The sequence below is a fragment of the Phocaeicola oris genome (assembly GCF_021295095.1).
GTDB classification, from domain to species: Bacteria; Bacteroidota; Bacteroidia; order Bacteroidales; family Bacteroidaceae; genus Phocaeicola; species Phocaeicola oris.
In genome coordinates this window covers 1-25834 of the sequence record NZ_JAJLQX010000026.1, presented here as the reverse complement: position 1 = coordinate 25834, position 25834 = coordinate 1, and the positions used below count along the sequence as shown (strand labels likewise).

The 25834-nt window shown below is 41.6% G+C and carries 19 protein-coding genes and 1 riboswitch; of the genes, 12 read left to right on the top strand and 7 right to left on the bottom strand.

Annotated features, from left to right (window positions below; translation table 11 throughout):
- Positions 1–108 precede the first annotated feature (108 nt).
- A riboswitch (cobalamin riboswitch) is annotated at positions 109–302 on the top strand.
- 124 nt (positions 303–426) lie between these two features.
- Genes LO761_RS11270 through LO761_RS11260 form a run of 3 tightly spaced genes read left to right on the top strand, consistent with a single transcriptional unit; the run spans position 427 to position 3613 of the window.
- Positions 427–1575 (top strand): ABC transporter substrate-binding protein, encoded by a 1149-nt coding sequence (locus tag LO761_RS11270; protein WP_272818385.1) that lies wholly within the window; start codon positions 427–429, stop codon positions 1573–1575.
- Positions 1572–2603, top strand: coding sequence for an iron ABC transporter permease (locus LO761_RS11265; protein ID WP_272818380.1), 1032 nt, complete (start codon positions 1572–1574; stop codon positions 2601–2603). Before LO761_RS11270 ends, LO761_RS11265 begins: the two co-directional genes overlap by 4 nt.
- Positions 2603–3613 (top strand): ABC transporter ATP-binding protein, encoded by a 1011-nt coding sequence (locus LO761_RS11260; RefSeq protein WP_272818379.1) that lies wholly within the window; start codon positions 2603–2605, stop codon positions 3611–3613. The genes LO761_RS11265 and LO761_RS11260 overlap by 1 nt, the downstream gene beginning before the upstream one ends.
- A 12-nt stretch (positions 3614–3625) precedes the next feature.
- On the opposite strand, the gene thrA is transcribed toward LO761_RS11260, so the two are convergent.
- On the bottom strand, positions 3626–6058 hold the full coding sequence (gene thrA / locus LO761_RS11255) for a bifunctional aspartate kinase/homoserine dehydrogenase I (protein ID WP_272818378.1): 2433 nt from the start codon (positions 6056–6058) through the stop codon (positions 3626–3628).
- A gap of 290 nt (positions 6059–6348) precedes the next feature.
- Here thrA and LO761_RS11250 point away from each other — a divergent pair, with 290 nt between their 5' ends.
- A complete protein-coding gene (locus LO761_RS11250; RefSeq protein ID WP_272818377.1) occupies positions 6349–7119 on the top strand; it encodes a porin family protein in 771 nt (256 codons plus the stop codon).
- Between the two features lie 518 nt (positions 7120–7637).
- The gene (locus LO761_RS11245) at positions 7638–9215 is read left to right on the top strand and encodes a glycoside hydrolase family 43 protein (protein WP_272818376.1); all 1578 of its coding nucleotides are present in this window, start codon (positions 7638–7640) and stop codon (positions 9213–9215) included.
- A 72-nt stretch (positions 9216–9287) separates the two neighbouring features.
- Here LO761_RS11245 and LO761_RS11240 read toward each other — a convergent pair whose 3' ends face one another.
- On the bottom strand, positions 9288–10658 hold the full coding sequence (locus LO761_RS11240; RefSeq protein WP_272818384.1) for a Gfo/Idh/MocA family protein: 1371 nt from the start codon (positions 10656–10658) through the stop codon (positions 9288–9290).
- A gap of 441 nt (positions 10659–11099) precedes the next feature.
- Here LO761_RS11240 and radA point away from each other — a divergent pair, with 441 nt between their 5' ends.
- From radA to LO761_RS11225, 3 genes are read left to right on the top strand one after another with little or no spacing between them, the layout of a single operon-like run.
- Entirely contained in the window at positions 11100–12467 is a 1368-nt protein-coding gene (radA, locus tag LO761_RS11235) for a DNA repair protein RadA (protein WP_272818375.1), read from the top strand.
- A gap of 11 nt (positions 12468–12478) precedes the next feature.
- Positions 12479–14062, top strand: coding sequence for an NAD(P)/FAD-dependent oxidoreductase (locus LO761_RS11230; RefSeq protein WP_272818374.1), 1584 nt, complete (start codon positions 12479–12481; stop codon positions 14060–14062).
- 2 nt (positions 14063–14064) lie between these two features.
- Positions 14065–14655: a response regulator transcription factor gene (locus tag LO761_RS11225; protein WP_272818373.1), complete on the top strand. Its 591-nt coding sequence runs from the start codon at positions 14065–14067 to the stop codon at positions 14653–14655.
- A gap of 45 nt (positions 14656–14700) precedes the next feature.
- Here the strand turns inward: LO761_RS11225 and LO761_RS11220 are convergent, their stop codons facing one another.
- Both LO761_RS11220 and LO761_RS11215 read right to left on the bottom strand, forming a co-directional pair.
- Positions 14701–15699 (bottom strand): family 43 glycosylhydrolase, encoded by a 999-nt coding sequence (locus LO761_RS11220; protein WP_272818372.1) that lies wholly within the window; start codon positions 15697–15699, stop codon positions 14701–14703.
- A gap of 3 nt (positions 15700–15702) precedes the next feature.
- The gene (locus LO761_RS11215) at positions 15703–17523 is read right to left on the bottom strand and encodes a glycoside hydrolase family 2 protein (protein ID WP_272818371.1); all 1821 of its coding nucleotides are present in this window, start codon (positions 17521–17523) and stop codon (positions 15703–15705) included.
- Between the two features lie 219 nt (positions 17524–17742).
- Between LO761_RS11215 and LO761_RS11210 the strand changes: the two genes are divergently transcribed.
- Positions 17743–18570 (top strand): CPBP family intramembrane glutamic endopeptidase, encoded by an 828-nt coding sequence (locus LO761_RS11210; protein ID WP_272818370.1) that lies wholly within the window; start codon positions 17743–17745, stop codon positions 18568–18570.
- A gap of 243 nt (positions 18571–18813) precedes the next feature.
- Here the strand turns inward: LO761_RS11210 and LO761_RS11205 are convergent, their stop codons facing one another.
- Positions 18814–19581 (bottom strand): glycerophosphodiester phosphodiesterase, encoded by a 768-nt coding sequence (locus LO761_RS11205; RefSeq protein WP_272818369.1) that lies wholly within the window; start codon positions 19579–19581, stop codon positions 18814–18816.
- 100 nt (positions 19582–19681) lie between these two features.
- On the opposite strand from LO761_RS11205, the gene LO761_RS11200 reads away from it, so the two are divergent.
- Positions 19682–20479 (top strand): alpha/beta hydrolase, encoded by a 798-nt coding sequence (locus LO761_RS11200; RefSeq protein WP_272818368.1) that lies wholly within the window; start codon positions 19682–19684, stop codon positions 20477–20479.
- Between the two features lie 161 nt (positions 20480–20640).
- On the opposite strand, the gene LO761_RS11195 is transcribed toward LO761_RS11200, so the two are convergent.
- Together LO761_RS11195 and LO761_RS11190 are read right to left on the bottom strand one after the other, a co-directional pair.
- Positions 20641–22149, bottom strand: coding sequence for a LamG-like jellyroll fold domain-containing protein (locus LO761_RS11195; protein WP_272818367.1), 1509 nt, complete (start codon positions 22147–22149; stop codon positions 20641–20643).
- 36 nt (positions 22150–22185) lie between these two features.
- Positions 22186–22320 (bottom strand): hypothetical protein, encoded by a 135-nt coding sequence (locus LO761_RS11190; RefSeq protein WP_272818366.1) that lies wholly within the window; start codon positions 22318–22320, stop codon positions 22186–22188.
- A gap of 181 nt (positions 22321–22501) precedes the next feature.
- On the opposite strand from LO761_RS11190, the gene LO761_RS11185 reads away from it, so the two are divergent.
- Together LO761_RS11185 and aldA are read left to right on the top strand one after the other, a co-directional pair.
- Entirely contained in the window at positions 22502–23659 is a 1158-nt protein-coding gene (locus LO761_RS11185) for a helix-turn-helix transcriptional regulator (RefSeq protein ID WP_272818365.1), read from the top strand.
- A gap of 134 nt (positions 23660–23793) precedes the next feature.
- Complete coding sequence (aldA, locus tag LO761_RS11180) at positions 23794–25236, top strand: aldehyde dehydrogenase (RefSeq protein WP_272818364.1); 1443 nt, start codon at positions 23794–23796, stop codon at positions 25234–25236.
- Positions 25237–25834 lie beyond the last annotated feature (598 nt).

Sequence of the window (25834 nt, the reverse complement as noted above, 5' to 3'; positions counted from 1 at the left end):
AAAACAACCTTACGATAAATAAATATCAATATAATGAACACTAAAACAAACTGATACGAAGAATGCTAAATATTTTTATCCTATTTATTTTGTTTATCAATATAAGTCCTTATCTTTGCAATGTTTTGTTTCGGTATATCTTTTCGATATAACGAATGAAAAGGGAATCGGGTGCAAGTCCCGAACAGTCCCGCTGCTGTAAGCTCTTGAAAAGTTCGCTTAACACTCAAGCCACTGCCGATAGGTGGGAAGGCAAGTGAACCGGAGTAAGTCAGAAGACCTGCAAAACAATATCATACTTTAATTCCTCGAGGAAAGGATAAGAAGGACGTGCGAACAATTAATTTGAAAAACAAAATGCTTACCGGAATGAGAGAAGTATTTCATTCATGGAGTACAAATGCACAATACGACAGGAACGAAAGTATGATTGGCTTAGTAAAGAAACTACTATCTGCCAACATAGTAATCATAATCTTGCTTCTCTCCGGATGCAGCGGAAGAAGCAAGATTTCTTTTTCTACTGCCGGCCAACAGGAAATTCCATTCTCCTATGCTGAGAACATAAAGATATACAGAAACAGTGATTATACGTTAGCCCAACTTCGGAACCCATGGGATACAACGAAGATACTACACACTTATGTATTGGTGAACAAGAACAAACAACTCCCCGACTCCCTTCCCGATGGTACGGTAATCCGTACCCCGTTGAATAAATCCGTCGTCTACTCATCCGTGCACTGCAGCCTGCTGATCCAATTAAACGCCCTCAGTGCCATCAAAGGGATTTGCGACCTCGATTATATCTTCCTTGACGAAATTCATAAGGGAGTAGCAGAAGACCATATTACGAACATAGGAAACAGCATGAGCCCTGCGATAGAAAAAGTCATCGACTTGCATCCCGATGCCATTCTCCTTTCACCATTTCAGAACAGCGGAGGGTACGGTAGAATAGAGAAGTTGGACATTCCTATTATAGAATGTGCCGATTATATGGAGACTTCCGCATTAGGACGAGCCGAATGGATGAAATTCTATGGTATGTTATTCGGCAGAGAAGCAGAAGCCGACAGTCTGTTCACTCAAGTAGAACAACATTACAAGAGTCTGACCACATTAGCCCGAAGCGATACGAAACGTCCTACTGTATTCTGCGATTTAAAGAGCAGTTCGGCGTGGTATGTTCCGGGCGGACGAAGCACCACCGGAAAGATCTATGATGATGCCAACTCAGCATATATATTCGATTATACTCCCAACAGCGGAACCATTCCTATGGCCTTTGAGACAGTGTACGATAAAGGACACAATGCCGATTTCTGGATTATAAAATATACCCAACAGAAAGATAAAACACTGACAGAATTAAAAACCGACTTTGAGCCATACACCAAATTCAAAGCCTATCAAGACGGAAATGTTTACGGATGTAATACCGGCAAGATACGTTTCTATGAAGAAACGCCGTTCCATCCCGACTATCTTTTGCAAGATTTGATAAAAATATTACATCCTTCGCTCTTACCCGATTATGATTTAAAATATTTCCGTAAATTAGCGGAAAATTGAAAAGCAAAGGTTTAACATATAGTATTATACTGGTCATCCTGATAATTTTCCTATTGGGAGCCAACCTATTGTTCGGTTCGGTAAAGATTCCGACCGGTGATGTATGGAGTATTCTCTGTGGAAACGAAACCGGTAAAGAAAGTTGGTTCTACATTATTTGGGAGTCACGTATTCCTCAAGCTATCACAGCCTTGCTCTGCGGTTCTGCTCTTGCAGCTGCCGGATTGATGATGCAAACCGCATTCACTAATCCTTTAGCCGGTCCGTCTATCTTAGGAATCAACTCCGGAGCCAACCTTGGCGTAGCACTTGTCATTCTTACCGGAAGCGGTATTCTTGCAGGTGGAGACTTCTCTCTGGCTGGATTCATGACGGTTCTTGCAGCCGCTTTTGTCGGTTCCATGATTGTTATGGGACTCATTCTATTCTTCTCATCCATTATCAAAAGTAATATCATGCTGCTTATCATCGGTATCATGATAGGCTATATCACTTCATCGTGCATCTCGCTACTCAACTTCTTCGCTACCGATGAAGGTGTACACTCTTACGCTGTCTGGGGAATGGGAAACTTTAGTGGTGTCTCGCTCAAACAACTTCCCTACTTTTCAGGAGCTATCATCATCGGGCTGTTTATCGCTGTCATGTTGATTAAGCCATTGAATGCTTTGCTATTAGGCACTCGTTATGCCGAAAACTTAGGCGTAAACATTCTGAAGACCAGGAATCTGTTATTGATTGCAACAGGTATCCTGACCGCCGTAACTACTGCATTCTGTGGTCCGATAGCCTTTATTGATTTGGCTGTCCCCCATATTGCCCGTCTGATGCTGGGCACCTCGAATCATAACTCGCTGATGCCAGTCACCATGCTTACCGGTGGCGTGATAGCTCTCTTATGTAATTTGATTTGCATTCTCCCGGGAGAAACGGGAATCATTCCACTGAATGCCGTTACCCCTATCTTAGGAGCACCGGTTATCATCTATGTCATTATTAACCAGAAAAAAATCAAATACTTTAACTGATGGAGAATAGAAATGACATACAACCGGTCATTAAGGCAACTGATTTGACTATCGGATACCGTAAAGGAAAACATCAGTACAAGGTACAGGAACATCTGACCTTTTCGCTCTATCCCGGTGAGCTGACTTGTCTTTTAGGAGCTAATGGGACAGGTAAATCTACCTTACTTCGCACATTAGCAGCCTCGCAACCCGCTTTAAGCGGTGAATTAAAACTGTTAAACAAATCACTTCATGCTTATTCCGAGAAGGAACGATCTAAAACGATTGGAGTTGTTCTGACAGATAAAACATTTGCCGGAGCACTGACCGTCTACGAAGTAGTTGCATTAGGCAGACAGCCTCATACAGGCTTTTTCGGAAATCTACATCAGGAAGATAATATACTTATTCAACATGCGATTGACGCCGTCGGCATCAGCTATAAAGCACAGAATTACCTTTCTGAGCTTTCTGACGGAGAGCGTCAAAAAACAATGATTGCCAAAGCATTGGTTCAGGAATGTCCCTTAATTATCCTTGATGAACCGACTGCCTTCCTCGATGTAACCAGCAGAATTGAGATTATGACACTGCTGCATGATCTGGCCATGAAAGAAAATAAAGCAATACTACTCTCTACTCATGATATAGAACAGGCTTTAGTATTGGGAGATAAGCTCTGGCTCATGTCGAAAGAACATGGATTGGAATGCGGAGTAACAGAAGACCTAATCTTTAACCACCGTATGGATACACTCTTTGAGAACAATGACATTCGCTTTGACTATGAGCATGGAATATACTATCCCCTCACCAAAGGAGATAAACGAATTACTGTTAAGTCGACCAATGAAATGCTGCTTCACTGGACACTTAATGCCCTTAACCGCCACGGATATACCTGTGAACCTATTGAGAATACTGATTTTCCTGCACTAAACGCAGTGAGTCCCACAGAACTGATTCTCTCTGATACCAACGGCACGGCTACTTTTCACTCTTTCCGAGAATTATTAAAGACACTCTGAACTTCTTAACCGTCAGATATTAGCAATACGCATAATATCGGCAAAGACACCGGCAGCAGTCACACCGGCTCCGGCACCATAGCCTTGAATCATCATCGGATATTCCTTATAACGCTCTGTAGTGAGCAAAATGATATTATTGCTCCCCTCCAGATTATAAAACGGATGACTCTTATCCACCTCTTTCAGAGCAACTGTTCCATGATTGTTCTCATAGGTAGCAACAAATCTCCAACGTTTGTTCTCTCTCTCCAACTCCCGACGATGTTTCTCAAACTGTTTATCTAATGACGGAAGTTGCTTCCAGAAGTTATCCTGAGTACCTTCAAACATCTCATCCGGAATAAACAAATGTTTCTCCACATCGGATTGTTCTATCTCGTAACCTGCCTCACGTGCCAGAATAACCAATTTACGAATTACGTCCTTACCGCTTAAATCAATACGTGGATCAGGCTCCGAATAACCTCCTTCCTTAGCCAATCTGACGGCTTCACTCAAAGGAATCTCAGCGCTAATCTCATTGAAGATAAAGTTCAGAGTACCACTCAAAATAGCTTCAATCTTAAGTATCTTGTCACCACTGTTAATCAAATCATTAATAGTATTGATAATAGGCAATCCGGCTCCCACATTCGTCTCGAAAAGGAACTTCACACCCCGATGATGCGAGATGCGCTTCAGTTCACGATAATTCTCATAGTCGGATGAAGCAGCAATCTTATTCGCCGCTACCACCGATATATTATGTGAAAGGAAATCTTTATAAAGCGATGCCACATCGGCACTCGCGGTACAGTCCACAAATACAGAATTAAAGATGTTCATTCCAATAATCTCATCATGCAGTACTTTCTTCGAAGACGGGATGCCTCTCTCGTCCAATTCCTTACGATAGCTCGATAAGTCTATCCCTTCCCTGTTAAACAATGCTTTATGTCCGTTGGCAATGCCCACTACATGCAACTTCAAATTACGTTCGGCTGCCAACTTCTCTTTCTGTACTCTCAACTGTTCTATCAAACTTCCGCCTACAGTCCCGATTCCACAGATGAACAAATTGAGTACCTGATACTCTGACAAGAAGAATGAATCGTGAATAACGTTCAATGTTTTACGCAACGAATCAAGCTCTATCACGAACGAGAGATTCGTTTCCAACGCTCCTTGAGCAATGGCGATCACATTAATACCATTCCTTCCCAACGTACCGAACAGTTTCCCTGAAATACCCGGCACATGTTTCATTCTATCACCTACCACCGTTACGGTAGCTAAGTTCTTCTTAACAGTGCAAGGATCTATTTCACCCATCTCCTGCTCCTTGGCAAACACTTCATCGATGATGGTAGCAGTCGTATCTGCCTCCTCATTCCTGACGCCGATAGAGATACTGTTCTCAGAAGAAGCCTGAGATACAAAGAACACACTGATTCCAACATCGGTCAACGCACGGAATATACGGTAATCAATACCAATGACACCTACCATACCTAAACCGGTAAGCGTTATCAACGCTGTATTATTAATAGATGAAATACCTTTAATCAGTCGGTTGTCAGCCTTTATATTCTGTTTGATGACAGTACCCTTTCCGGTCGGATTAAACGTATTCTTCACTAAAATAGGAATATTTTTATGAAAAGCCGGATAGATAGTCGGAGGATACACCACCTTCGCGCCAAAGTTACAGAGATCGGTTGCCTCGGCATAGCTCAATTCTTCAATGGTATAAGCATTATTGATGATACGCGGGTCGGCAGTCATAAATCCGTCCACATCTGTCCATATCTCCAGACTGCTCGCTCCTAAAGTAGAAGCAATAATAGAAGCGGTATAATCCGAACCGCCACGCCCCAGATTTGTCAACTCACCCGTATGCTTATCGGTAGAGATAAATCCCGGAACCAATGATACTTTCGGCAGTTCTCTAAATGTCTCTTTTACCAACTTGTTTGTCAGTTCTGTATCAAGAATATTCTTGTTGCCTTTCTTCTCCGTCTTAATAAAAGTACGGGAATCGAACCAGACCGCATCCTCGATAAGTGCCGCCACAATAATGGAAGATAATCTTTCACCATAACTGACAATGGTTGCAGCTGTCTTCGCAGAAAGGTCGCGAATCAGATATATTCCCTGATAAATATCTTTCAGCTCATTAAGCAGACTTTCTACTTGCTCAAGCAGAACGGTACGAACATCATCCACAGGGATAACGGCACAGACCATTTCAATATGCCGGTTGACTATCTCTTGATAACTTTTTTGATAGGATTCATCGCCTTTTGCTGCCAATTCTGATGTCAGAATCAGCTTATCGGTAATACCACCTAAGGCAGAAACCACCACGATGACATGTTCTTGTTCGCTCTCAATAATTTTCTTTACGCTCAATATACTTGTAACGGAACCGACTGATGTTCCACCAAATTTCAAGACTTTCATGTACTTTGTAGTTAATCCGTAGAATTCACGGGAATTAATAATAAACTAATTGGTTTTGCTTAGCTGTTGTAAGCGTGATTCACGTAGAAACACATACTAATTCCGAGCCCGGCCGGGCATTGATATGGCTGCCCGACACATTCGCGTGATATGTAGAATGTATGTTCCCAATTATTTCTTTTTTATTATTTGGAGTGACAAAGATACAAAGTATTTCAAAAAATCATCATCAATTTTTTCTTTTTTCAGGAAAAGAACTTATTTTTGCCGCCGAAAATAAAAAACAACTAATGAAAAAACTTTTAATGATGACTGTTGCAATGATAATTGCACTTCATATCCATGCTCAGCAAGAAGCCGGAACTTTTACTATTACGCCTAAAGTAGGACTTACTGTCAGCAACTTCTCCGGAAATATGCCCGCAACTATAAGCTACGCTATTATACCACATATTAATGAGTCGACTACCACTTTAGAGCCTGCGCCCGAATATAAAGTCGGCAGCATAAGCTTTTCTGACTCCAAAGAAAAAACAGGATTCATTATCGGAGCCGAAGGACAGTATCAGTTTACCTCCTGTTTCGGTATGTCACTCGGTGTTTTTTATACGCAAGAAGGCGCACGTTATAAAACCAAAGGCTATAACTTTAAGACCAATGACGATGTAATGATTGATATTCACGACAATATAACCACACATTTGGATTATATTTCGCTACCTGTTCTCGCCAACGTATATATATGGCGCGGATTGGCACTCAAAGCCGGAATCCAACCGGAAGTTTCCGTTAACAAAAAGATTGACGCAAACTTTACCGTGAGCTATAAAAATCACTCTGCAGCATTATCTTCGGACAAGATGGACAATATCCGATCGTTCGCCATCTCGGTACCGGTGGGAATAAGTTACGAATATAAAAATATAGTAGCCGATTTACGTTACCACTTTGGCCTTACCGACCTGAAAAAAGATGGCGATGCCGGTAATTCGACTTCCAAATCGGGTTCTGCTCATAACCGTATGCTTTCTCTCACCATCGGTTACAAGTTCCGATTGTAATATTAACAATCTAACCCTTCAACAAAGGAACGTAGCAGTATCATACTGCTTGTTTTATAAGGAGTTGGGCGACAACATACAAATAGAACCTTATCACATTCAAAAGTCATACTGATGAGTGACAAAAATGATACGTATGAATCGAGCAACTCATACGCATGAACTGAGCAACTCATACGCATCACTTTAACAGATTCTTCTGATGACTTTTCTTTTGTATATTCATGAGCTTAATGTCACTAATAGCAAAACAATTCTTTTTATCCTTTTAAGTGTTATAGCTTACTATTGTTAAGTTCAGGACTTGAAAGAGCAACCGAAGCCATTCTAAATATTTTTAAGACATTGCAAAATATTCTTTCTATATTTGCATAGACCTTTTAATAAGAATATCTATGTATGGTACATGACACATCAACTTCTCTTTTTATTCAAAGCGGAAAGCCTGTTTCATTACTCAATCGGAAAAGTGTTCTTCGGCTAAGTATTTCACAAATATTAATCTTAAATTTATAATCATGAAAAAGAAATTCTTCTGTATCTGTGTGATGTTAATTGGAATACTCTTGCCCACTTCCGCCCAAACGTTCCAAAATCCGGTGATATGGGCCGATGTTCCCGATATGGATGTCATTCGTGTTGATGACACCTTTTATATGGTAAGCACCACGATGCACCTTATGCCCGGAGCCCCTATCATGGAATCGCACGATTTAGTAAACTGGAAAATCATCGGCTATCTGTTTGACAAACTCACCGATTCACCCAAATATGACATGTCGGGTGGAACAGCCTACGGTCGAGGACAATGGGCAACTTCATTGAAGTATCATCACGGAAAGTTTTATGCGCTCTTTGCCCCGAACGATCTGCCCGGAAACGAGACATACATCATGACTTCCGATAAGGCTGCCGGACCGTGGAGAGTGGTAAGCCGATTACCACACTTCCATGATGCTTCCCTCTTCTTCGATGATGACAATCGTATATATGTAATATACGGCACCGGTGATATGGTAGAATTAGCACAAGATCTGAAGAGCGTAAAGTCGGATTCTCACGTTAAACTCTTTGAGCGCGACGCAGAAGAGAATGGTCTGCTCGAAGGATCGCGTATGTTGAAAAAAGACGGACGTTACTACCTGCTCATGATTTCATGGACGAAAAATCATCCCCGTCGCGAAGTATGTTACCGCTCGAATAACATTCGAGGACCGTACGAAAAGAAAGTTATACTTGAAACTCTTTTCGATGGATTTGGCGGGGTAGCCCAAGGAACCATCGTCGATACAAAAGACGGACGATGGTATGGCATGATATTTCAAGACCGCAACGGTGTAGGCCGTGTACCCACAATAGAACAATGCATCTGGATAGATGGCTGGCCTATGTTAGGTAACGCTGAGGGGAATGAGATTCCAAAGATAATGGAGAAGCCTGTTCAAGGATTCAGTGATGGCGGAATAGTTACCAGTGACGAATTCAGTGATAACAAGTTGAAACCGGAATGGGAATGGAACCATAATCCGATAGATAGAGCCTGGTCGCTCACCGAACGTGAAGGATGGCTCCGTTTGAAAACATCGCGTGTAGTACAGAACATTTTCGTAGCACCAAATACTATCAGTCAACGTATGGAAGGACCGATATGCGAAGGCATTATCCGTATGGATGTTTCGGGAATGCAAGACGGTGATGTTGCCGGTCTGTCAGCCTTCCAGAACGATGCACTTATGCTGTCTGTCGTAAAGGAAAGAAAGAAAGTCTATTTGGTAGGTACCACAGAATCGGTGAGTCTGGAACCGGAAACGCATGCCGTAACCGGAGTAGACCGAAAAGAACAATTCCGTATGCCGCTAAAACAGAAAGAGATTTACCTAAAAGTAGAGGCTGACTTCGTAAACAGCCATGATATAGCAGCCGTATCCTATAGTTTGGACGGTAAGACATTCAAGAATGTGATAAAAGACTTCAAACTGATTTATGATTATCGCCGCTTCTTTATGGGAACCCGATTCGGCATATACAACTACGCGACCAAGTTACCTGGAGGATATGTCGACATAGATTATTTCCATTACAAAAGATACGAATAGCATGTATATGATAATCCCCACTTTCCGGATAAAAGAAAGCGGGGATTATCAATTTATACGAATATCTATTCCTTATTCAGCAAATGCGTGATGGAAACCATTCAGTTTATTCCAAAGACCGCGAGTAAAGTCAGGAACCTCTACAGGAGCATTTCCGTTCTCAATAGAGATAGCGCCCAATTCACCCACACAACACCACTCGGCCAAATCGTAGACATCCATGTCTAATGGTAATCCGTTACGTAAACAATACACTAATCGGTAATCCTCAATATAATCCATTCCGCCATGTCCGCCAATTTCCTTGGCCTTTGCCTCAATATCCTTTACGACAGGATTTTTATATTTCTCCATGAGCTGCTGTTTAACATTCTCAGGAAGCGCTTCATGCTGAGTCAGATTCTTGAAGTCCTTAATCTCGGAACTGTCAAGCTGTTCCGGTTTGACGCAATACTGTTCAATCGGATACTTGCTGGCAAAGCCCATTGTTCCATTTAATTTATACATACGACTATATGGCTGTGGATTCATAACATCATGCTCCAGAAGAATGGTCTTGCCATTCTCGGTAGTCAACATTGTCATAGTATGGTCACCATTCTTAAAGTCGGGCATATCGACATTATTGTTCTTCTTCTCCCAATAAGGTCCTGAAACAGCCTTTGTATCCATAGCAACCAATGTTTTCAAACGATCGCCACGATGGATATTCAGCAACTGACAGATCGGTCCGAATCCGTGAGTCGGATAAACATCACCTCTATGCTGACTGTTGAAAGCCAAGCGCCAATCGTGCCAATATTCCGGCCAGAACTCTGACAAGTTATGCAAATAAGAACCTTCCACATGGAGAATCTCACCAAACAAGCCTTGCTGAGCCATATTCAATGTAGTCAGTTCAAAGAAGTCGTATACACAATTCTCCATCATAATACAGTGCAACTGAGTTTTCTCGGCCATATTAACCAGGTCCCAGCACTCTTGTAAAGAAGTCGCGGCAGGAACCTCGATAGCAGCATGCTTTCCGTGCTCCATAGCATACAAAGCAATAGGCACATGATGTATCCAGTCGGTAACGATATAAATCACGTCAATATCATCACGTTCGCACATTTGCTTGTAAGCATCTTCACTGCCACTATATTCAGCAGCTTTAGGACGTCCGGCCTTTACAAGAATTTCTTGAGCCTTAGCTACACGGTCAGGTTCAATATCGCAAAGAGCGACGATTTTTGTTCCGGGGATATTAGACCAACGGTAAACTGCGCCTGGACCACGCATACCGAGCCCGACAAAACCGACACGGACCGTATCCAACTTAGGAGTTGCCAAGTTCAATACATCTTTCTGCCCTTCAGGACGGACAGGAGTCTCTGTCCTAATGATACGAGCTTCAGGACCTTCAGCGTCCTTACTTACTTGTTTTTGATTACAAGCCGTCATACCAAACATCATAAATCCGGCTAAAGCTAAAAATAAATGTTTTACTTTCATCTGATAAATTAGATTAATTGATTAATAATATTCTTATTTTTATATGTTGCAAAGATAGAATTCTTGCATGATATCTCCAATTTTTAATGACATAATATCAGTATAATCTGAGCTTATCATTCATCCTATTCATTTACCTTCATAACGTTATAAAAATCTAAATGCTTCTTTACAATAAATACTTTCATTTGTTAGATAGGTAGATTAACTTTATCAAACTATCTATGTCATCAAGAGATTGAAAAAGATGAACCGTATAAAACGACTAACTCATTATCTCGAATCATATATTTCTAACATAAGTCGATTAAATTATTTAGCTTCATTTCTCTCGTTTTTATTCTATATTTCCGGAGATTTATATAATTTTGTAACTATTAATATCAGGATATGACTAAAGAAAAGAATGTTTATGTCTGTAACAATTGCGGAGCTGAATCACCCAAATGGATAGGCAAATGCCCGGCATGTGGACAATGGAACACGTATGTAGAACAAGTAATTCGTACAGACCACCAAAACAAACTCCCTATCTCAGGAATAGAGCGGACGGAAAGTAAACCGATGCTTCTTGATGAGGTAACAGGTGGCGAAGAACAGCGCATAGACATGAAAGATGATGAATTGAACCGTGTATTGGGGGGCGGATTGGTTCCCGGTTCCTTAGTTCTTTTAGGTGGTGAGCCGGGCATTGGAAAGTCTACTCTCATCCTGCAAACAGTTCTCAGACTGACCGGAAAGAAAGTACTGTATGTTTCGGGTGAAGAAAGTGCTCGCCAATTGAAACTCAGAGCCAATCGTATCAAACATTCATCATCGGATTGCATGATTGCATGCGAAACTTCCTTAGAACATATCTATACCGACATAAAAAACATTGCTCCCGACATTGTAGTCATTGATTCTATCCAAACTATCAGCACGGAAGTGGTCGACTCCTCGCCCGGCAGTCTGGCGCAAGTGCGCGAATGTGCTGCTTCTATATTGAAATTCGCTAAAGAAACCGGCACAGCAGTTATTCTCATCGGACATATTAATAAGGAAGGATCCATAGCCGGTCCGAAAGTATTGGAACATATCGTAGATACAGTGCTTCAGTTTGAAGGTGACCAACACTATATGTATCGTATTCTAAGAAGTATCAAAAACCGTTTTGGAAGCACATCGGAATTAGGCATCTACGAGATGCGGCAGGATGGACTCAGGCAAGTGCCTAACCCGTCGGAACTACTGCTTTCAGCCGACAATGAGGGCATGAGTGGTGTTGCCATTGCTACCGCTATAGAAGGTGTCCGGCCATTCCTTATCGAGACCCAAGCCTTAGTCAGCTCTGCCGTATACGGATATCCCCAGCGTTCGGCAACAGGATTCGATTTGAGGAGAATGAATATGCTACTGGCCGTATTGGAGAAGCGAGTTGGCTTTAAACTGGCTCAGAAAGATGTATTCCTGAATATTGCCGGAGGATTAAGGGTAAACGATCCGGCCATAGACTTGCCCGTTATCAGTGCCATTCTATCAAGCAACATGGATATGGAAATAGAAAGAGATATTTGCATGGCAGGAGAAATTGGACTGAGTGGGGAAATCCGTCCGGTGAACCGTATAGAGCAACGAATCGGTGAGGCAGAAAAGTTAGGTTTTAATCGCATGTTACTGCCTAAACATAACATACAGAGGCTCAACGCCGAGAAGTGGAAAATACAACTAATCCCTGTCCGGAAGGTTGAAGAGGCATTCCGTGCTTTATTCGGATAAATACATTGAAAATGATAGAAAAATTATCCATACGCATACAGCCACAGATAGCTGCAAATGAAGATTCCATTAAGGAATATATAAGCAAAGAGAATGCTATTGATGTACGAACTATCCATGCAATCCGTATTCTAAAACGAAGTATTGATGCCCGTCACAAAGATATCTTCGTTAATCTCACTATGGATGTCTATATCAATGAAGAGCCTCCAGAAGATGAATTCATGCGTACACACTATCATTCGGTGGAAGGAAGACCTCAAGTGATAGTGGTAGGAGCCGGTCCCGGAGGACTGTTCGCGTCTCTTAAGTTAATAGAATTAGGATTACGCCCAATCATTATTGAACGAGGGAAGAATGTTCGCGACCGTAAGTTGGATATAGCGAAGATTAGCAAAGAACATTATGTTAATCCCGAAAGCAACTACTGTTTCGGTGAAGGCGGAGCAGGTGCTTATTCCGATGGGAAACTTTATACACGCAGTAGGAAACGAGGCAATGTCGATAAAATTCTGAATGTGTTTTGTCAGCATGGCGCATCAACGGCCATACTGAAAGACACACATCCCCATATCGGAACCGATAAACTCCCCAAAGTGATAGAGAATATGCGAAACACTATACTTCGGTGCGGAGGAGAAGTTCACTTCGAGACGAAGATGACAGCACTTATCATTGAAAAGAATAAAATAACGGGCATAGAAACCAATAAAGGAGACATATTCCTCGGACCGGTTATTCTCGCTACCGGACATTCTGCACGTGACGTCTACAAATGGCTCTATAATAATCACGTAGATATTGAAGCAAAAGGCATAGCCGTAGGTGTTCGTCTGGAGCATCCTGCGACACTCATCGACCGGATACAATATCATAACAAAAATGGCAGAGGGAAATTTCTCCCGGCTGCCGAATACAATTTCGTTACTCAAATAGACGGTCGGGGTGTATACAGTTTCTGTATGTGTCCGGGAGGTTTTGTTGTACCGGCAGCAAGCGGTGATCAACAGATTGTAGTAAACGGCATGAGCCCGAGTAATCGTAATGGACGATGGAGCAACGCAGGTATGGTAGTAGAACTGCATCCTGAAGATTTAGCCAACCCGACGTTAAAAATAGGAAACGCGGACTACGGAAACACCCCTTTGAATATGATGTACTTTCAGGAAACAATGGAACGACTCTGCTGGCAACAAGGAAATATGAGACAGACAGCTCCGGCACAACGAATGGCAGACTTTGTCAATAAAAAAGTTAGTTACGATCTACCGCCCACATCTTATAGTCCGGAGCTCATCTCCTCTCCGCTCCATCTCTGGATGCCGGAGTTCATTACCCATCGTTTACGTAATGGATTCATTACATTCGGAAAAAGCAGTCACGGATTCCTAACCAATGAAGCTACCATAATCGGTGTAGAAACCAGAACATCTGCGCCGGTCAGGATTATACGCGACAAAGAATCGTTACAACATATTACTGTCAGCGGACTCTTTCCTTGTGGCGAAGGAGCCGGTTATGCAGGAGGTATTGTCTCTGCCGGAATAGATGGAGAACGATGTGCCGAAGCTGCTGCAGGTTATTTAGGTAAATAATTATGAAGACTCTTTTTGAAATAGCAATTATTGAGCAAAATACATTGACTAATCTGGCATTAAAGTCCATCCTCGAGAAGATTATTCCTGTAGCTGCCATCCATACCTTCTCCACTTTTGAAGAAATGATGACAAACAAGACAGTTCATTTTGCCCATTACTTTGTTTCATCACAGATATATCTGAATCATGCGCAGTTCTTTCTCCCTATGAAGACGCACACCATGGTACTGACTTCCGGAGAGAAACAGCCGGCTTTGCAAGGTATTCATACCATTGATGTTTACCAAGATGAGGAAACACTTATAAAGAATATTTTAAAGCTCTATAAATTCGGGCATCAGAACTGTCCGCCTATAGGAGTAAAACAGAAAAAAACAGAACCGGTACTCCTCACCCAAAGGGAAATTGAAGTACTGGTTCTAATAATCAAAGGGTTTATCAATAAGGAGATAGCCGACCAACTGCACATCAGTACCACGACAGTTATCTCGCATCGTAAAAACATTCAGGAGAAATTAGGTATCAAATCAGTATCGGGACTGACTATCTATGCCGTCATGCACGGCTATATCGAGGCCAACGAAATATAACTAATTCAGCTCTTAACGCAAACCCGCAAAGTTGCTTCCCTTATTTTAAAGGGCGGGTACTTTGCCCTGAAGAGCAGGAACAGTATTCTTCACTTTTGGCCAACCGTCTTCCCATATCAGTTCATCGAGTAATAGAATACGTCCGTTCTCAGAAGCATTGAGCTCGTATGCATGATAAAGCATCCAATTGTTACCTTTCCTATCTGTCACAATCTTCGAATTATGTCCGGTTCCTACAAACAGATCACTTTTATGAACCACAATCTCATGATTGTTATCCATCATACGATTTCCATGCTTATCCAAATACGGACCGAACGCATTCTCGGCACGTCCCACTACGGTAGTATAGGTACTCTTCACTCCTTCACAGCATGAGCCAATAGACGCAAACAAATAGAAATACTTTCCCTTTTGAAAGATACATGTCCCTTCGTATGCATCCCCCGCAACCTGAAGCGGTTTCTCTCCGGGCATTAAAGCAAGTCCGTCCTTCGTCAGTTCCACGAAATAGATTCCATGAAAACTGCCAAAGAACAGAAAATTCTTATTCTTAGTATGAACAAAACAAGGATCAATGCTATTCTGCACTCCGATATCCTTGCTTCGGAACAACATGCCATGATCAGTGTAAGGCCCTTCTATTTTGTCGGAAGTGGCAACTCCTATGCCGCAGTCCCATTCGCCACCCCAAGTCGACATGGAATAATACAATACGTACTGCTTACCTATCTTATTAATGTCGGGAGCCCATATACCCCCACCTTTCACAAAGGTCGGACGGGTAGCATCAGTAAATGCAGTGCCAATCTGATTCCAACGTACCAAATCTCGTGAACGAAGAATAGGCACATTATGAATATCTTCCGTAGCAAACAGATAAAACATGCCGTCATCACCTTGCATAACAGTAGGATCGGGAAGACTATAGTTCACTACCGGATTGGAATAATAAGCTGTTGCCGCCTGCTGCTCAACCGTCTGCTTTGCGGAAGAACATGCCGTCAGCAAGACCAATATCAGAAGTCCGACATAATATTTCATATCTTATTTATCTAATGAATGACAAATCTTCTGATTGATAGAACGTACACGGTCTTCTTCCATCTTAATCACCTTACGGTCGTATGTCATCAGGCCATTCACCTCAATTTCCACATCGGTTGTCTGAGTATAAACACCTGCGGAGAACCCACGTGCTATCATATCATAGAGCATTTCCGCATACTTAACATACTCGTCTGTAACCTCTTTTGCTGAGTTAAACTTAACATATCCCCAATTCTGGTCTTGCTTCCAAACATGATCCTTGATAGCCCAACCAATACCACCATACTCACCAAGAACAGTAGCTCGCGACCCATCATACAAATACATCTTCGGTTGAGGATAGTTGTGCAAATCAAGTATATCACCACAATGATAAAAGTTACCTCCACTGGCAGGATTAACTAAACGAGAAGGATCATACGACTTGGTCCACTGTGTTATTTCCTCTGTCTTAAACTGTCCCCAAGCTTCATTGAACGGAACCCAAGTGCCGACGCAAGGGTAACTGTACAAGCAGTCCATAATCTCTTTCCATTCCTTACGATAAGTTGATTCCGACTCCGGAGTACGAACTTTCTCAACAGCAGTGAAATAGTCGTGATTCATCCATTTAGGATTCGGATTCATATCGCCCGAAGGCATATCCTGCCAAACAATCATACCTAATCGGTCACAGTAAGTATACCAACGAGCAGGTTCTACCTTAATATGCTTACGTATCATATTGAAACCAAAATCTTTTGTTTTCTGAATATCATATTTCAAAGCCTCATCAGTGGGAGCAGTATAGAGCCCGTCCGGCCACCATCCTTGATCCAACGGACCATATTGGAACAACGGCTTATTGTTCAATTCCATTCTAACAATACCATTCTCGTCCTTACCAATGGAGTATTTACGCATAGCTGTATAGCTGGAAACTTCATCAACCACCTTTCCGTCACGCCTTACAGTCACTTTCATATCATAAAGGAACGGACTTTCCGGCGACCAGAGCTTTGCGTCCTCGGGCATATCTAAACTGACCTCTTCGCCATTGATGCTTTTTCCGGAAGCAACCATGCTTTTGCCATCGTATACGTCAACCTGAACCAAATCGGAAGGAGTAGCGCCTGCGACGCAAGGCTTAACGCTCAACCGATGGGTATCAATATCCGGAGTGGTATGCAGTGCGGCAATATGAATCTTATTCACCGGCTCCAACCATACTGTTTGCCAAATGCCTGTTACTGAGGTATACCAAATGCCTTGCGGACGATTGGTTTGTTTACCGATAGGTTGTGTGCTATCGTCTGTCGGGTCCCATACGCGAACCGTCAACACATTGTTTTTTGCCTGCAAAGCTGCTGTAATATCGAAAGAGAAAGAAGTATAACCACCGGTATGGCTACCTACCTTTATATTATTTACCCAAACTTCTGTCTTCCAGTCTACAGCTCCGAAGTTCAAAAGAACCTGTTTGTTTCCCCAATTTGAAGGCACATCGAATGTACGCTGATAAATCAATTCTTTGTCTTTTCCTGCCGTTTTTCCAACTCCAGAAAGCGAAGACTCCACTGCAAAAGGAACAAGAATCTGTCCGTCGAACGACTTAGGTGTAACACTCCCTTTGTCCACGATGGCATAATCCCATAATCCGTTCAGATTCTTCCAGTCGGAACGCTCCATGATCGGGCGAGGATATTCAGGCAATACGTTCTGTGGATTAATTTGTTCTGCCCACTTTGTTTTTATTCTATCACCTGCAGGTTTCCACTGAGCAAAAACGCTTGTCAGCATCAATACCCACATACAAGCTAAAAGGGTAATTTTTTTCATAATTACATTTTTTAATTCTCCACAAATTAACGAAAATAAATACAAACCACCGAGAATTTCATTATTTAATTGGAAAATAAATGAGAAAATACGTTTCTATCATCTGAATCATCCGAACGCCTCAACTCGTCCATAAATGTGCCGGTTCCAAAACAAACGACATATACCTTTGCGAATGAAAGAATAAAAGCCTACTTTTGTGAACAAAATACAGAATTTATGAAGCGTTTTTACAACAAATATCCGTTGGTTATCGTGCCTATCAAACTAATACTTTATTACTTCCTCTATCAATTCGGATGTACACTTTTTGCCCGATATATCATCATCGCGTTAAACAAAATATTTTCTATACCCACAGGCAAGCTGGACATTTATGCCACCGTCATTGGTCTGGTGCTTTCCGGTATTGCCATGATTATCCACCTGATATATTTCAAGTATATCCGATTGAACCTGAAAGAAGTTTCACTCAAAACCGTTATTCTGAGCCTTCCTTTCATCTTTTCCGCGCTTATTGTTTCCAATATCATCAACGAGCTCTTTGAGTTCCCCAATATATTCGAAGGGATGTTCTACAACATAAGCCATAATCCTTTGGGATTACTCTCCATGGTCATCATTGCTCCTATAGTTGAAGAAATGCTTTTCCGAGGCGCCATCGAAGGATTCTTCCTGAAAAACGGAGTAAAACCCATTAAAGCCATTGGTATCTCCGCGTTGATATTCGGACTTATTCATGTCAATCCTGCTCAAGTACTGTTCGCCTGCTTCCTTGGTCTTGTATTCGGATGGCTGTATTATCGTACGGGCAGTATTATCCCCGGAATGGCAGGTCATGTGTTGAATAACTCGATAGCAACTATTCTCATGACTACCGGTACTGAAGAAGATATGAGCAAAACAACTCAAGATATGATCGGCACCACTCCTACTTATGTGCTTTTGGTGATAAGCATTCTTATCCTCATCGCCTTCTTTATTTACCTATGGAAGACGCTACCGAAATCCCCGTTCAACAGCGCGAAAGTCAATCCGACAAACTAAGTCCTCAAAGCAATCGGCGTCTCTCCATTATCTGATATATATCATCAAGAAAAGTGATGCGTATCATTGAGAAAAGTCATCCGCATGAGTTGATCAACTCATCCGCATGAACCGACCAACTCATACGCATGAACCGATCAACTCATCCGTATCACTTTTGCTATCGATACTTTATAATAAGGAAACTCATCATTATCAATGAATAAAGCATGGCTTATCGCCTGTTATTTACTCCCAATAGAATTATCTCTTTTTCTCTACTAACTTCTTAGCTTCCACAGGATTATTCGTCGTAATGAAATCCACGCCCTGCTCAATAAACCACTGAATCTTTTCCGATTCATTCACCGTCCACACATTGACTTTCAATCCTAAGTCGTGAGCTTCCTTTATCCATTCCGGATGTTTAGCCATCACGCCCTGCTCATAGTCCAAACCGGCAAAGCCAAGCGTCTTTAAGTCGGCCGGAGATGTCTCGCCATTCAAATAATAAACATCTGCCGACGGCTCCAACTGAATCAGCCCCTTACACATATTCATGTTGAATGAAATGTAATCAACTTGGTTTTGCATGTGAAGTTTACGTACCAAATCGACAACTGCCAAGACACAACGGTCTTGATCCACCCAACGAGTATGATTTTTCAACTCTACCACTACCTTCAGATGAGGGAACTTTTTTCCTTCCCGCAAATAAGATTCCAGTGTAGGCAGTTTCTCTCCATTCGGCAATATAATATCCTTCAAATCTTTCTCATACGAAGACTCATCTATTTTATGCCCCTGAACAGCAGCGTCATGATGCACCACAAGCACATCATCAGTAGTAATGTACACATCCAGTTCCGAACCGAATATACCCAAATTCCCTGCGTTCTGTATCGAGCTGATCGTGTTCTCGTATGAGCCTGTCGTATTCCAATATCCGCGATGAGCAATCACCTTTGTCTGGCAAAATGCTGTGGCAGAGAATAATAACGCGACTGCCAACGTAAATAAAAACTTCTTCATATTGTATCATTAAATTTATTTTCTGCATATAAAAATATAGATTCTTCGCTGAATATCAAAAAATATTTTATCTTTGTCCTATCTTTTCAATCAGAATAATATGAAAAAACTGTATCTCCTTTCGTTAATTAATTTGCTATGCATCACTCTGACAGCACAAAATTATAATCTTATCAAAGACATCCCTTATCGGTCTGAAGAAAACGAATATGCTTTGAACCGTTGTAAACTGGATGTGTACTATCCGGAAGACATCAAAGACTTTCCTACCATCGTATGGTTCCACGGAGGCGGACTGACTTCGGGCGAGAAGTTTATCCCTGAAGAATTCAAGAATCAGAAAGTAGCTGTTATTGCCGTCAACTATCGTTTGTTAGGTGATAAAGTCAATATCGACGACTGTATAGATGACGCGGCAGCTGCCGTAGCATGGACTTTCAAAAATATCACTAAATATGGTGGAAGCACAAAGAAGATCGCGCTGTCCGGTCACTCTGCCGGAGGCTATCTCATCGACCTCATCGGACTGGATAAACATTGGTTAAAGAAATATGATATAGATGCCGATTCGGTAGCTGTACTTGCCCCATTCAGCGGACAAGTTATTACTCATTTCAATATCCGTGCACAGAAAGGGATGAAACCTACCCAACCGCTTATTGATGAGTATGCTCCGCTCTCGTTCGTCAGATCCGATTGCCCTCCTATCCTTATTGTCTCGGGCGACCGGAACTTAGAACTTTATGGGCGTTACGAGGAAACAGCCTACTTCTGGCGTCTGTTCCAAGAGGTCGGTCATAAAGCTGCCTATCTGTACGAACTTGACGGATTCGATCATGGCGCCATGTATGCTCCGGCTTGTCACATTCTTCTCGAATACATTAAGAAAAATATTTGATAACTCCTCAATAAGCGTTGCAGCTTTTTATCTGTACTCTGCGTTTTGAGGTAATATACAATGCAAATCCGTTGGGAGAATAAGTTTAACTTCTTTCTGCCAACGGATTTATTATGAATTATTTCTGTTTGTGTCGTATGATAATCCCTATTTTACATCTTTTATAAGGTTGAATTATACAATGCTAACATTTCCTCAGCACTTAAAGCATAGTTATAAATACGCAAATCGTCAATAGCGCCTTTAAACATACCATCTACCGAAAATGTGCTCTTCCCTATATATTGTTTATTTCTCGTCAATACTTTGGGTACATAAGTTGTTTTCTGCGCCAAATAAACACCATTCTTATATATTTTCATTACACCTTTTCCATCTACAGTCGCGGCATAAAAGCCCCATTCCGTAGAAACCGCTCCGGTTGCTCGTAACTCATTGATAGAGCCTTGCAGAAAATGGAACGTTATATCTGTATCCACATTACCGACAACAATACCATTTGCGTATTCTCCGCCTCCACTTAGTTCTATAATTCTTGAGATACCACTGGTTCTATCCCATCGTGCCCAGAAAGTAAATGTCATAGTGCCACCGTTTTCCCAACTGCCTAAGTCGATATACCCATCCGTACCGTTAAACAGATAAGCGCCGTTGGCATTACCGCTATGGTCTTCGGTAGGCGTCACACCTCCGACAATAGTACCATGATGTCCGTTCCCAAAAACATCGTTGGTATTACCGTCCATCGGCCAATGCGCTACCAAACTTTGTCTTTTCCATTTGGTACCGTCCCATAGCAATTTTAATCGGTAATACTTTCCAAGCGTAAAGGCTCTCGCCGGAAGTGGCTGCGACATCGCGGTTTCATTCATTGTAGCAGTAATGGATTGAGTAACATCAGATTCAGCTGTAGGTACTATCCAAGCATACACCTTTGATGTCTCTCCCGATGCGACAGGCAAGCCTCCCTCCGGCAAGGGGAAATCAAGTTGACTGCCCGCTTCCTTATTTATATAGGTTCCCGTGGCGATATCGTAAGTTGCCTGTCCCGAAGCATTATAAAGCCAATGGTAATCATCACCACTCTGAAGGCTGAGACCGGTAAGCATGTAATCGGCATCCGAAGAATTCGTCAGCCAAACGCCCAATAAAGAGCCCAAATATGAAAAAGCCACCGAAAGCGGCGATTCCATCGTTACATTCTCTGCGTCAAAGCGCATGACGTTGATCGATTCCGTGTCTGTCAACGCAGAGCCGGAAGGCATCTTCGGAAATGTTACCGTCGTTAAGTCTTTTTCCAATTCGGCGCCATAGATGCCATACAGATTGAACGGCTCGGTGATACCATCAGGTATCATAAACTTGAAATCGGCCATCTTGCCTCCTTCACCGATATTGGTGACGGGAACGTCGGCCAGTGTTTTTACCGTAGTCCCTTTCACAAAACAAAGGCTGATCTTATCCCCTGCTTTCCATGCAAGAGATAAGTTTCCCTCGTCATTCTCCGTCATGGTAACACGCGTATTGCTTTCTGTCGGCATAGATGCCGTAAGAGTCAGCGTCCGCTCGGACGTTTTTCCGGACAAGTCTTGTTCCGTCACTTCATGATTGGCGCACCCTGTCAACAGAATCAAGGATGCTATTCCGATGTATGTCAATATGTTCTTCATAAAACTAAACTTTTTTATCATTAATGAATAAAGATACTACCAATCCTCACCCGACATATCAGCCGGTACCGATCCGCCACCCGTTTCACTACCGGAAAGGATACTTCCTTCCAACATTATGTCAATAACCTGCACTCGGGGCGCAATGTAAATAACTTCCTTTTCTTCCATTTCTTTCACGCTTTAATTGTTTTATATTTCGTTTCTATTTCTTTTTCCATACAAGTTCGCACGAATTTACAACCAAAACACCCGAACATCTTTCTCAATTCGTAAAAAAAACTTCTCAAATCGTAAAAAAGATTTCTCAAATCGTAAAAAAAGCCTATTTTTGTACAAAATCTTATTAAATATGTTATTGTATTACATACTCTCGGTGATGCCATTACTTATATGTCTGTTATGGGCTATCATTTTATTTCGCAACAGCAAAACAAATTTACCCAAACGATACCTTGCTTTTTTTCTCCTATTATCCTCCTTGAATTATTTGGTACATGCTTCCTTTTTTAACTATGCATATCGTTTATTTGCATTCTTAGACAATATCTGGATCTTTACATCATTAGCCGGCTACCCTTTATATTACTATTATATACGTTTACTTACCCACGATTTAAAGATTAATTGGCAATGGAGCTGGATACTCATCCCGTCTATCGCTTTATCCATCTACTCATTCTTTATTTACTTTATTACGTCGCCCGATGATATGCAGGCTTACATTCATAGTATTATGTATCATGAAGAAGGATATGCGCAACCCTCTCATTTATTAATGAATTTACAAACATTCAAAGACGGAGCTTTCAAAGTGATTTTCTTACTACAGATAATTCTATCTGTCTCTTTCGGTTACAAACTCATCAGTCAATATAACAAAAGATTAAAAGACTTTTACTCCAATACCAAGGGAAAAGACCTTAATTCCATCAAATGGTTGCTCTTTGCTTTCATGTTCGCGTCCATCATCTCCACCATATCCAGTCAAATAGGCAAAGATTTTTTTATAAATAAAGGAGCCTTATTAGCCATACCTTCTGTCACGCACTCATTATTTCTGTTTTTTATCGGATATGTAGGTTTTCATCAGACTTTTAGTATAGCTGATTTTACCAACGACTTGAACAATGCCGACAAAACAGATGAAAGCGAAAATGAAAACTCTGCCCTATCTCAAACAATATCCAAGGTACAATTGAATCAATTATTAGAAGAGAAAGGATTATTTAAGAACCCTGAACTACGTATTTCTGATATTGCTTTAATGTTGGGAACAAATCGCACCTACATCTCCCGCATAATAAACGAAACAATGCAAATTAACTTTTGTGATTGGGTAAACAGCTACAGAATCACTCATGCAAAGAAGTTAATGAAATCGCCCTATTCGAATGATCTCACTTTATCTGAGATTTCAGAAAAGTCCGGATTCAAAAGCGTTAGCACTTTTTATCGCTTGTTCAAAGAGAAAGAAGGTATTCCACCCGGAGAATATCGAAAGAAGTAATATACATCTCCGTTTAAATCTTTTTATATCACTTTTTGACAAAATTAATTTAAGTCTTCTCACACTATAAAGATTTATTTCTATCTTAGAGGGATTAAATAAAATGTTTAACCCTATATATTAAAATAGTTATCATGAAAGACTTAAAAATGTATATCAACGGAAAGTTCGTTGAGAGTAGATCCGGCAAATGGATTGATGTATTGAATCCTTCTACCGAGGAAATTACAAGTCGTCAACCGGAAGGTACAGTTGAAGATGTGGAAGAAGCAATTGACGCGGCCGTTGAAGCTCAAAAGAAATGGGCAAAGTTACCGGCTCCACAACGTGCTGTTTATCTTCATAAGATGGCAGATGGCATTCGTGCTAACTTTGATAAATTTCAGGAAATTCTGGTGAGAGAACAAGGCAAGACACAGGCTTTAGCTGCTACCGAAGTGGGCGTTACCGCAACGTATTTTGACTATATGGCAGAGTTCGCCCGCCGTATCGAGGGGGAAATCATTCAGAGCGACGCTCCCAACGAAACAATGATGCTATTCAAAGAGCCTATCGGTGTCGCTGCCGGTATTCTTCCGTGGAATTTCCCATTCTTCTTGATTGCTCGTAAGGCCGGCGCAGCTTTAATGGCCGGTTGTACCATCGTTTTGAAACCGTCTCAGCTCACGCCTGAAAACTGTTGCGAATTCTGTAAGATTGTTGACGAAGTAGGTTTACCTGCAGGTGTTATCAACGTCGTTACCGGTAAAGGGTCTGTTGTTGGACACGCTATGGCAAACAGCCCCAAGATTGGCATTGTCAGCCTGACCGGTAGTGTTGAAGCCGGAACTCAGATTATGCAAGCTGCTGCTCCTAACATTACAAAGGTTTCTTTGGAATTAGGTGGCAAAGCTCCGGCTATTGTGTTCCCTGACGCGGATTTGGAATTGGCTGCACAAGCTATTCTTGAGTCTCGTATCGGTAACTCCGGTCAGATATGCAACAATGCAGAACGGGTATATGTTCATAAAGATGTCAAAGATGAACTCACCAAGTTATTGGTTAAGAAATTCAAAGCTGTTAAGGTTGGAGATCCTGCAATTGTCAAGGACGCAGACATGGGACCGTTGGTAGAAAAACGTGCTTTGGAAAGTGTAGAAGCAAAGGTAGAGAATGCCGTTAAACAAGGCGCAAGAATTCTTTGCGGCGGACATCGCATCGGAACAAAGGGGTACTTCTATGAAGCTACTGTGATGGATAACATCTGCCAAGATATGGACATTGTTCATAAAGAAACATTCGGACCGGTTCTTCCAATCATTGAGTTTAACGATATAGATCAAGTTATCGGTTGGGCTAATGATGTTGAATATGGCTTGGCTTCTTCTGTATTCACTAAAGATATTGATATAGCTACTAAAGTTTGCCGCGAGCTACAATTCGGCGAAACATACATCAACCGTATGCACTTCGAGGCTATTCAGGGTTTCCATGCCGGTATTAAGAAGTCCGGTATTGGTGGTGCCGATGGTAAACACGGCCTTGAGGAGTATTTAGTTACACATGTGGTTTATCTGGATACACATTACGATAAATAACACATAAAATCTTCATAATCGAAATGAGAGTGTGCCCCAAAAAGGTATACTCTTATTTTTTTAACGCCTTAAACTCCATATATTTTTTAATAAGGCAGACTGACCTTATAGTAATTTTTTCAATACGATTTGCCTTTAGGATACCATCAACAGAAAGAACATATATAATCTTCTCCTTAGGTAAAAAGGGCATAGAGTAATATTTAAACGATGTTTCTATCTTGTCGTCAGACTATTTTAATTGTTCATAAAGAGACCGAGAAAAAGTGACGCGGATAAACCGCCCAACTCATCCGCATGAATCGAGTAACTCATGCGGATGAATCGAACAACTCATGCGGATGAATCGAACAACTCATGCGGATGAATCGAACAACTCATGCGGATGAATCGAACAACTCATGCGGATGAATCGAGCAACTCATACGGATCACTTTAGGAAGCCATGCGTATCACTTCAAGCGTTCTTATTATGATGACTTTACCTGATTTTACTAGACACTTTTTTGCTACATTAGCTGAACCGGTAGACACTTTTTTCCTTGCCATACTGATTCCCTATACACCATCGAGCAACCCGTGCTGTTTTGATAGACAG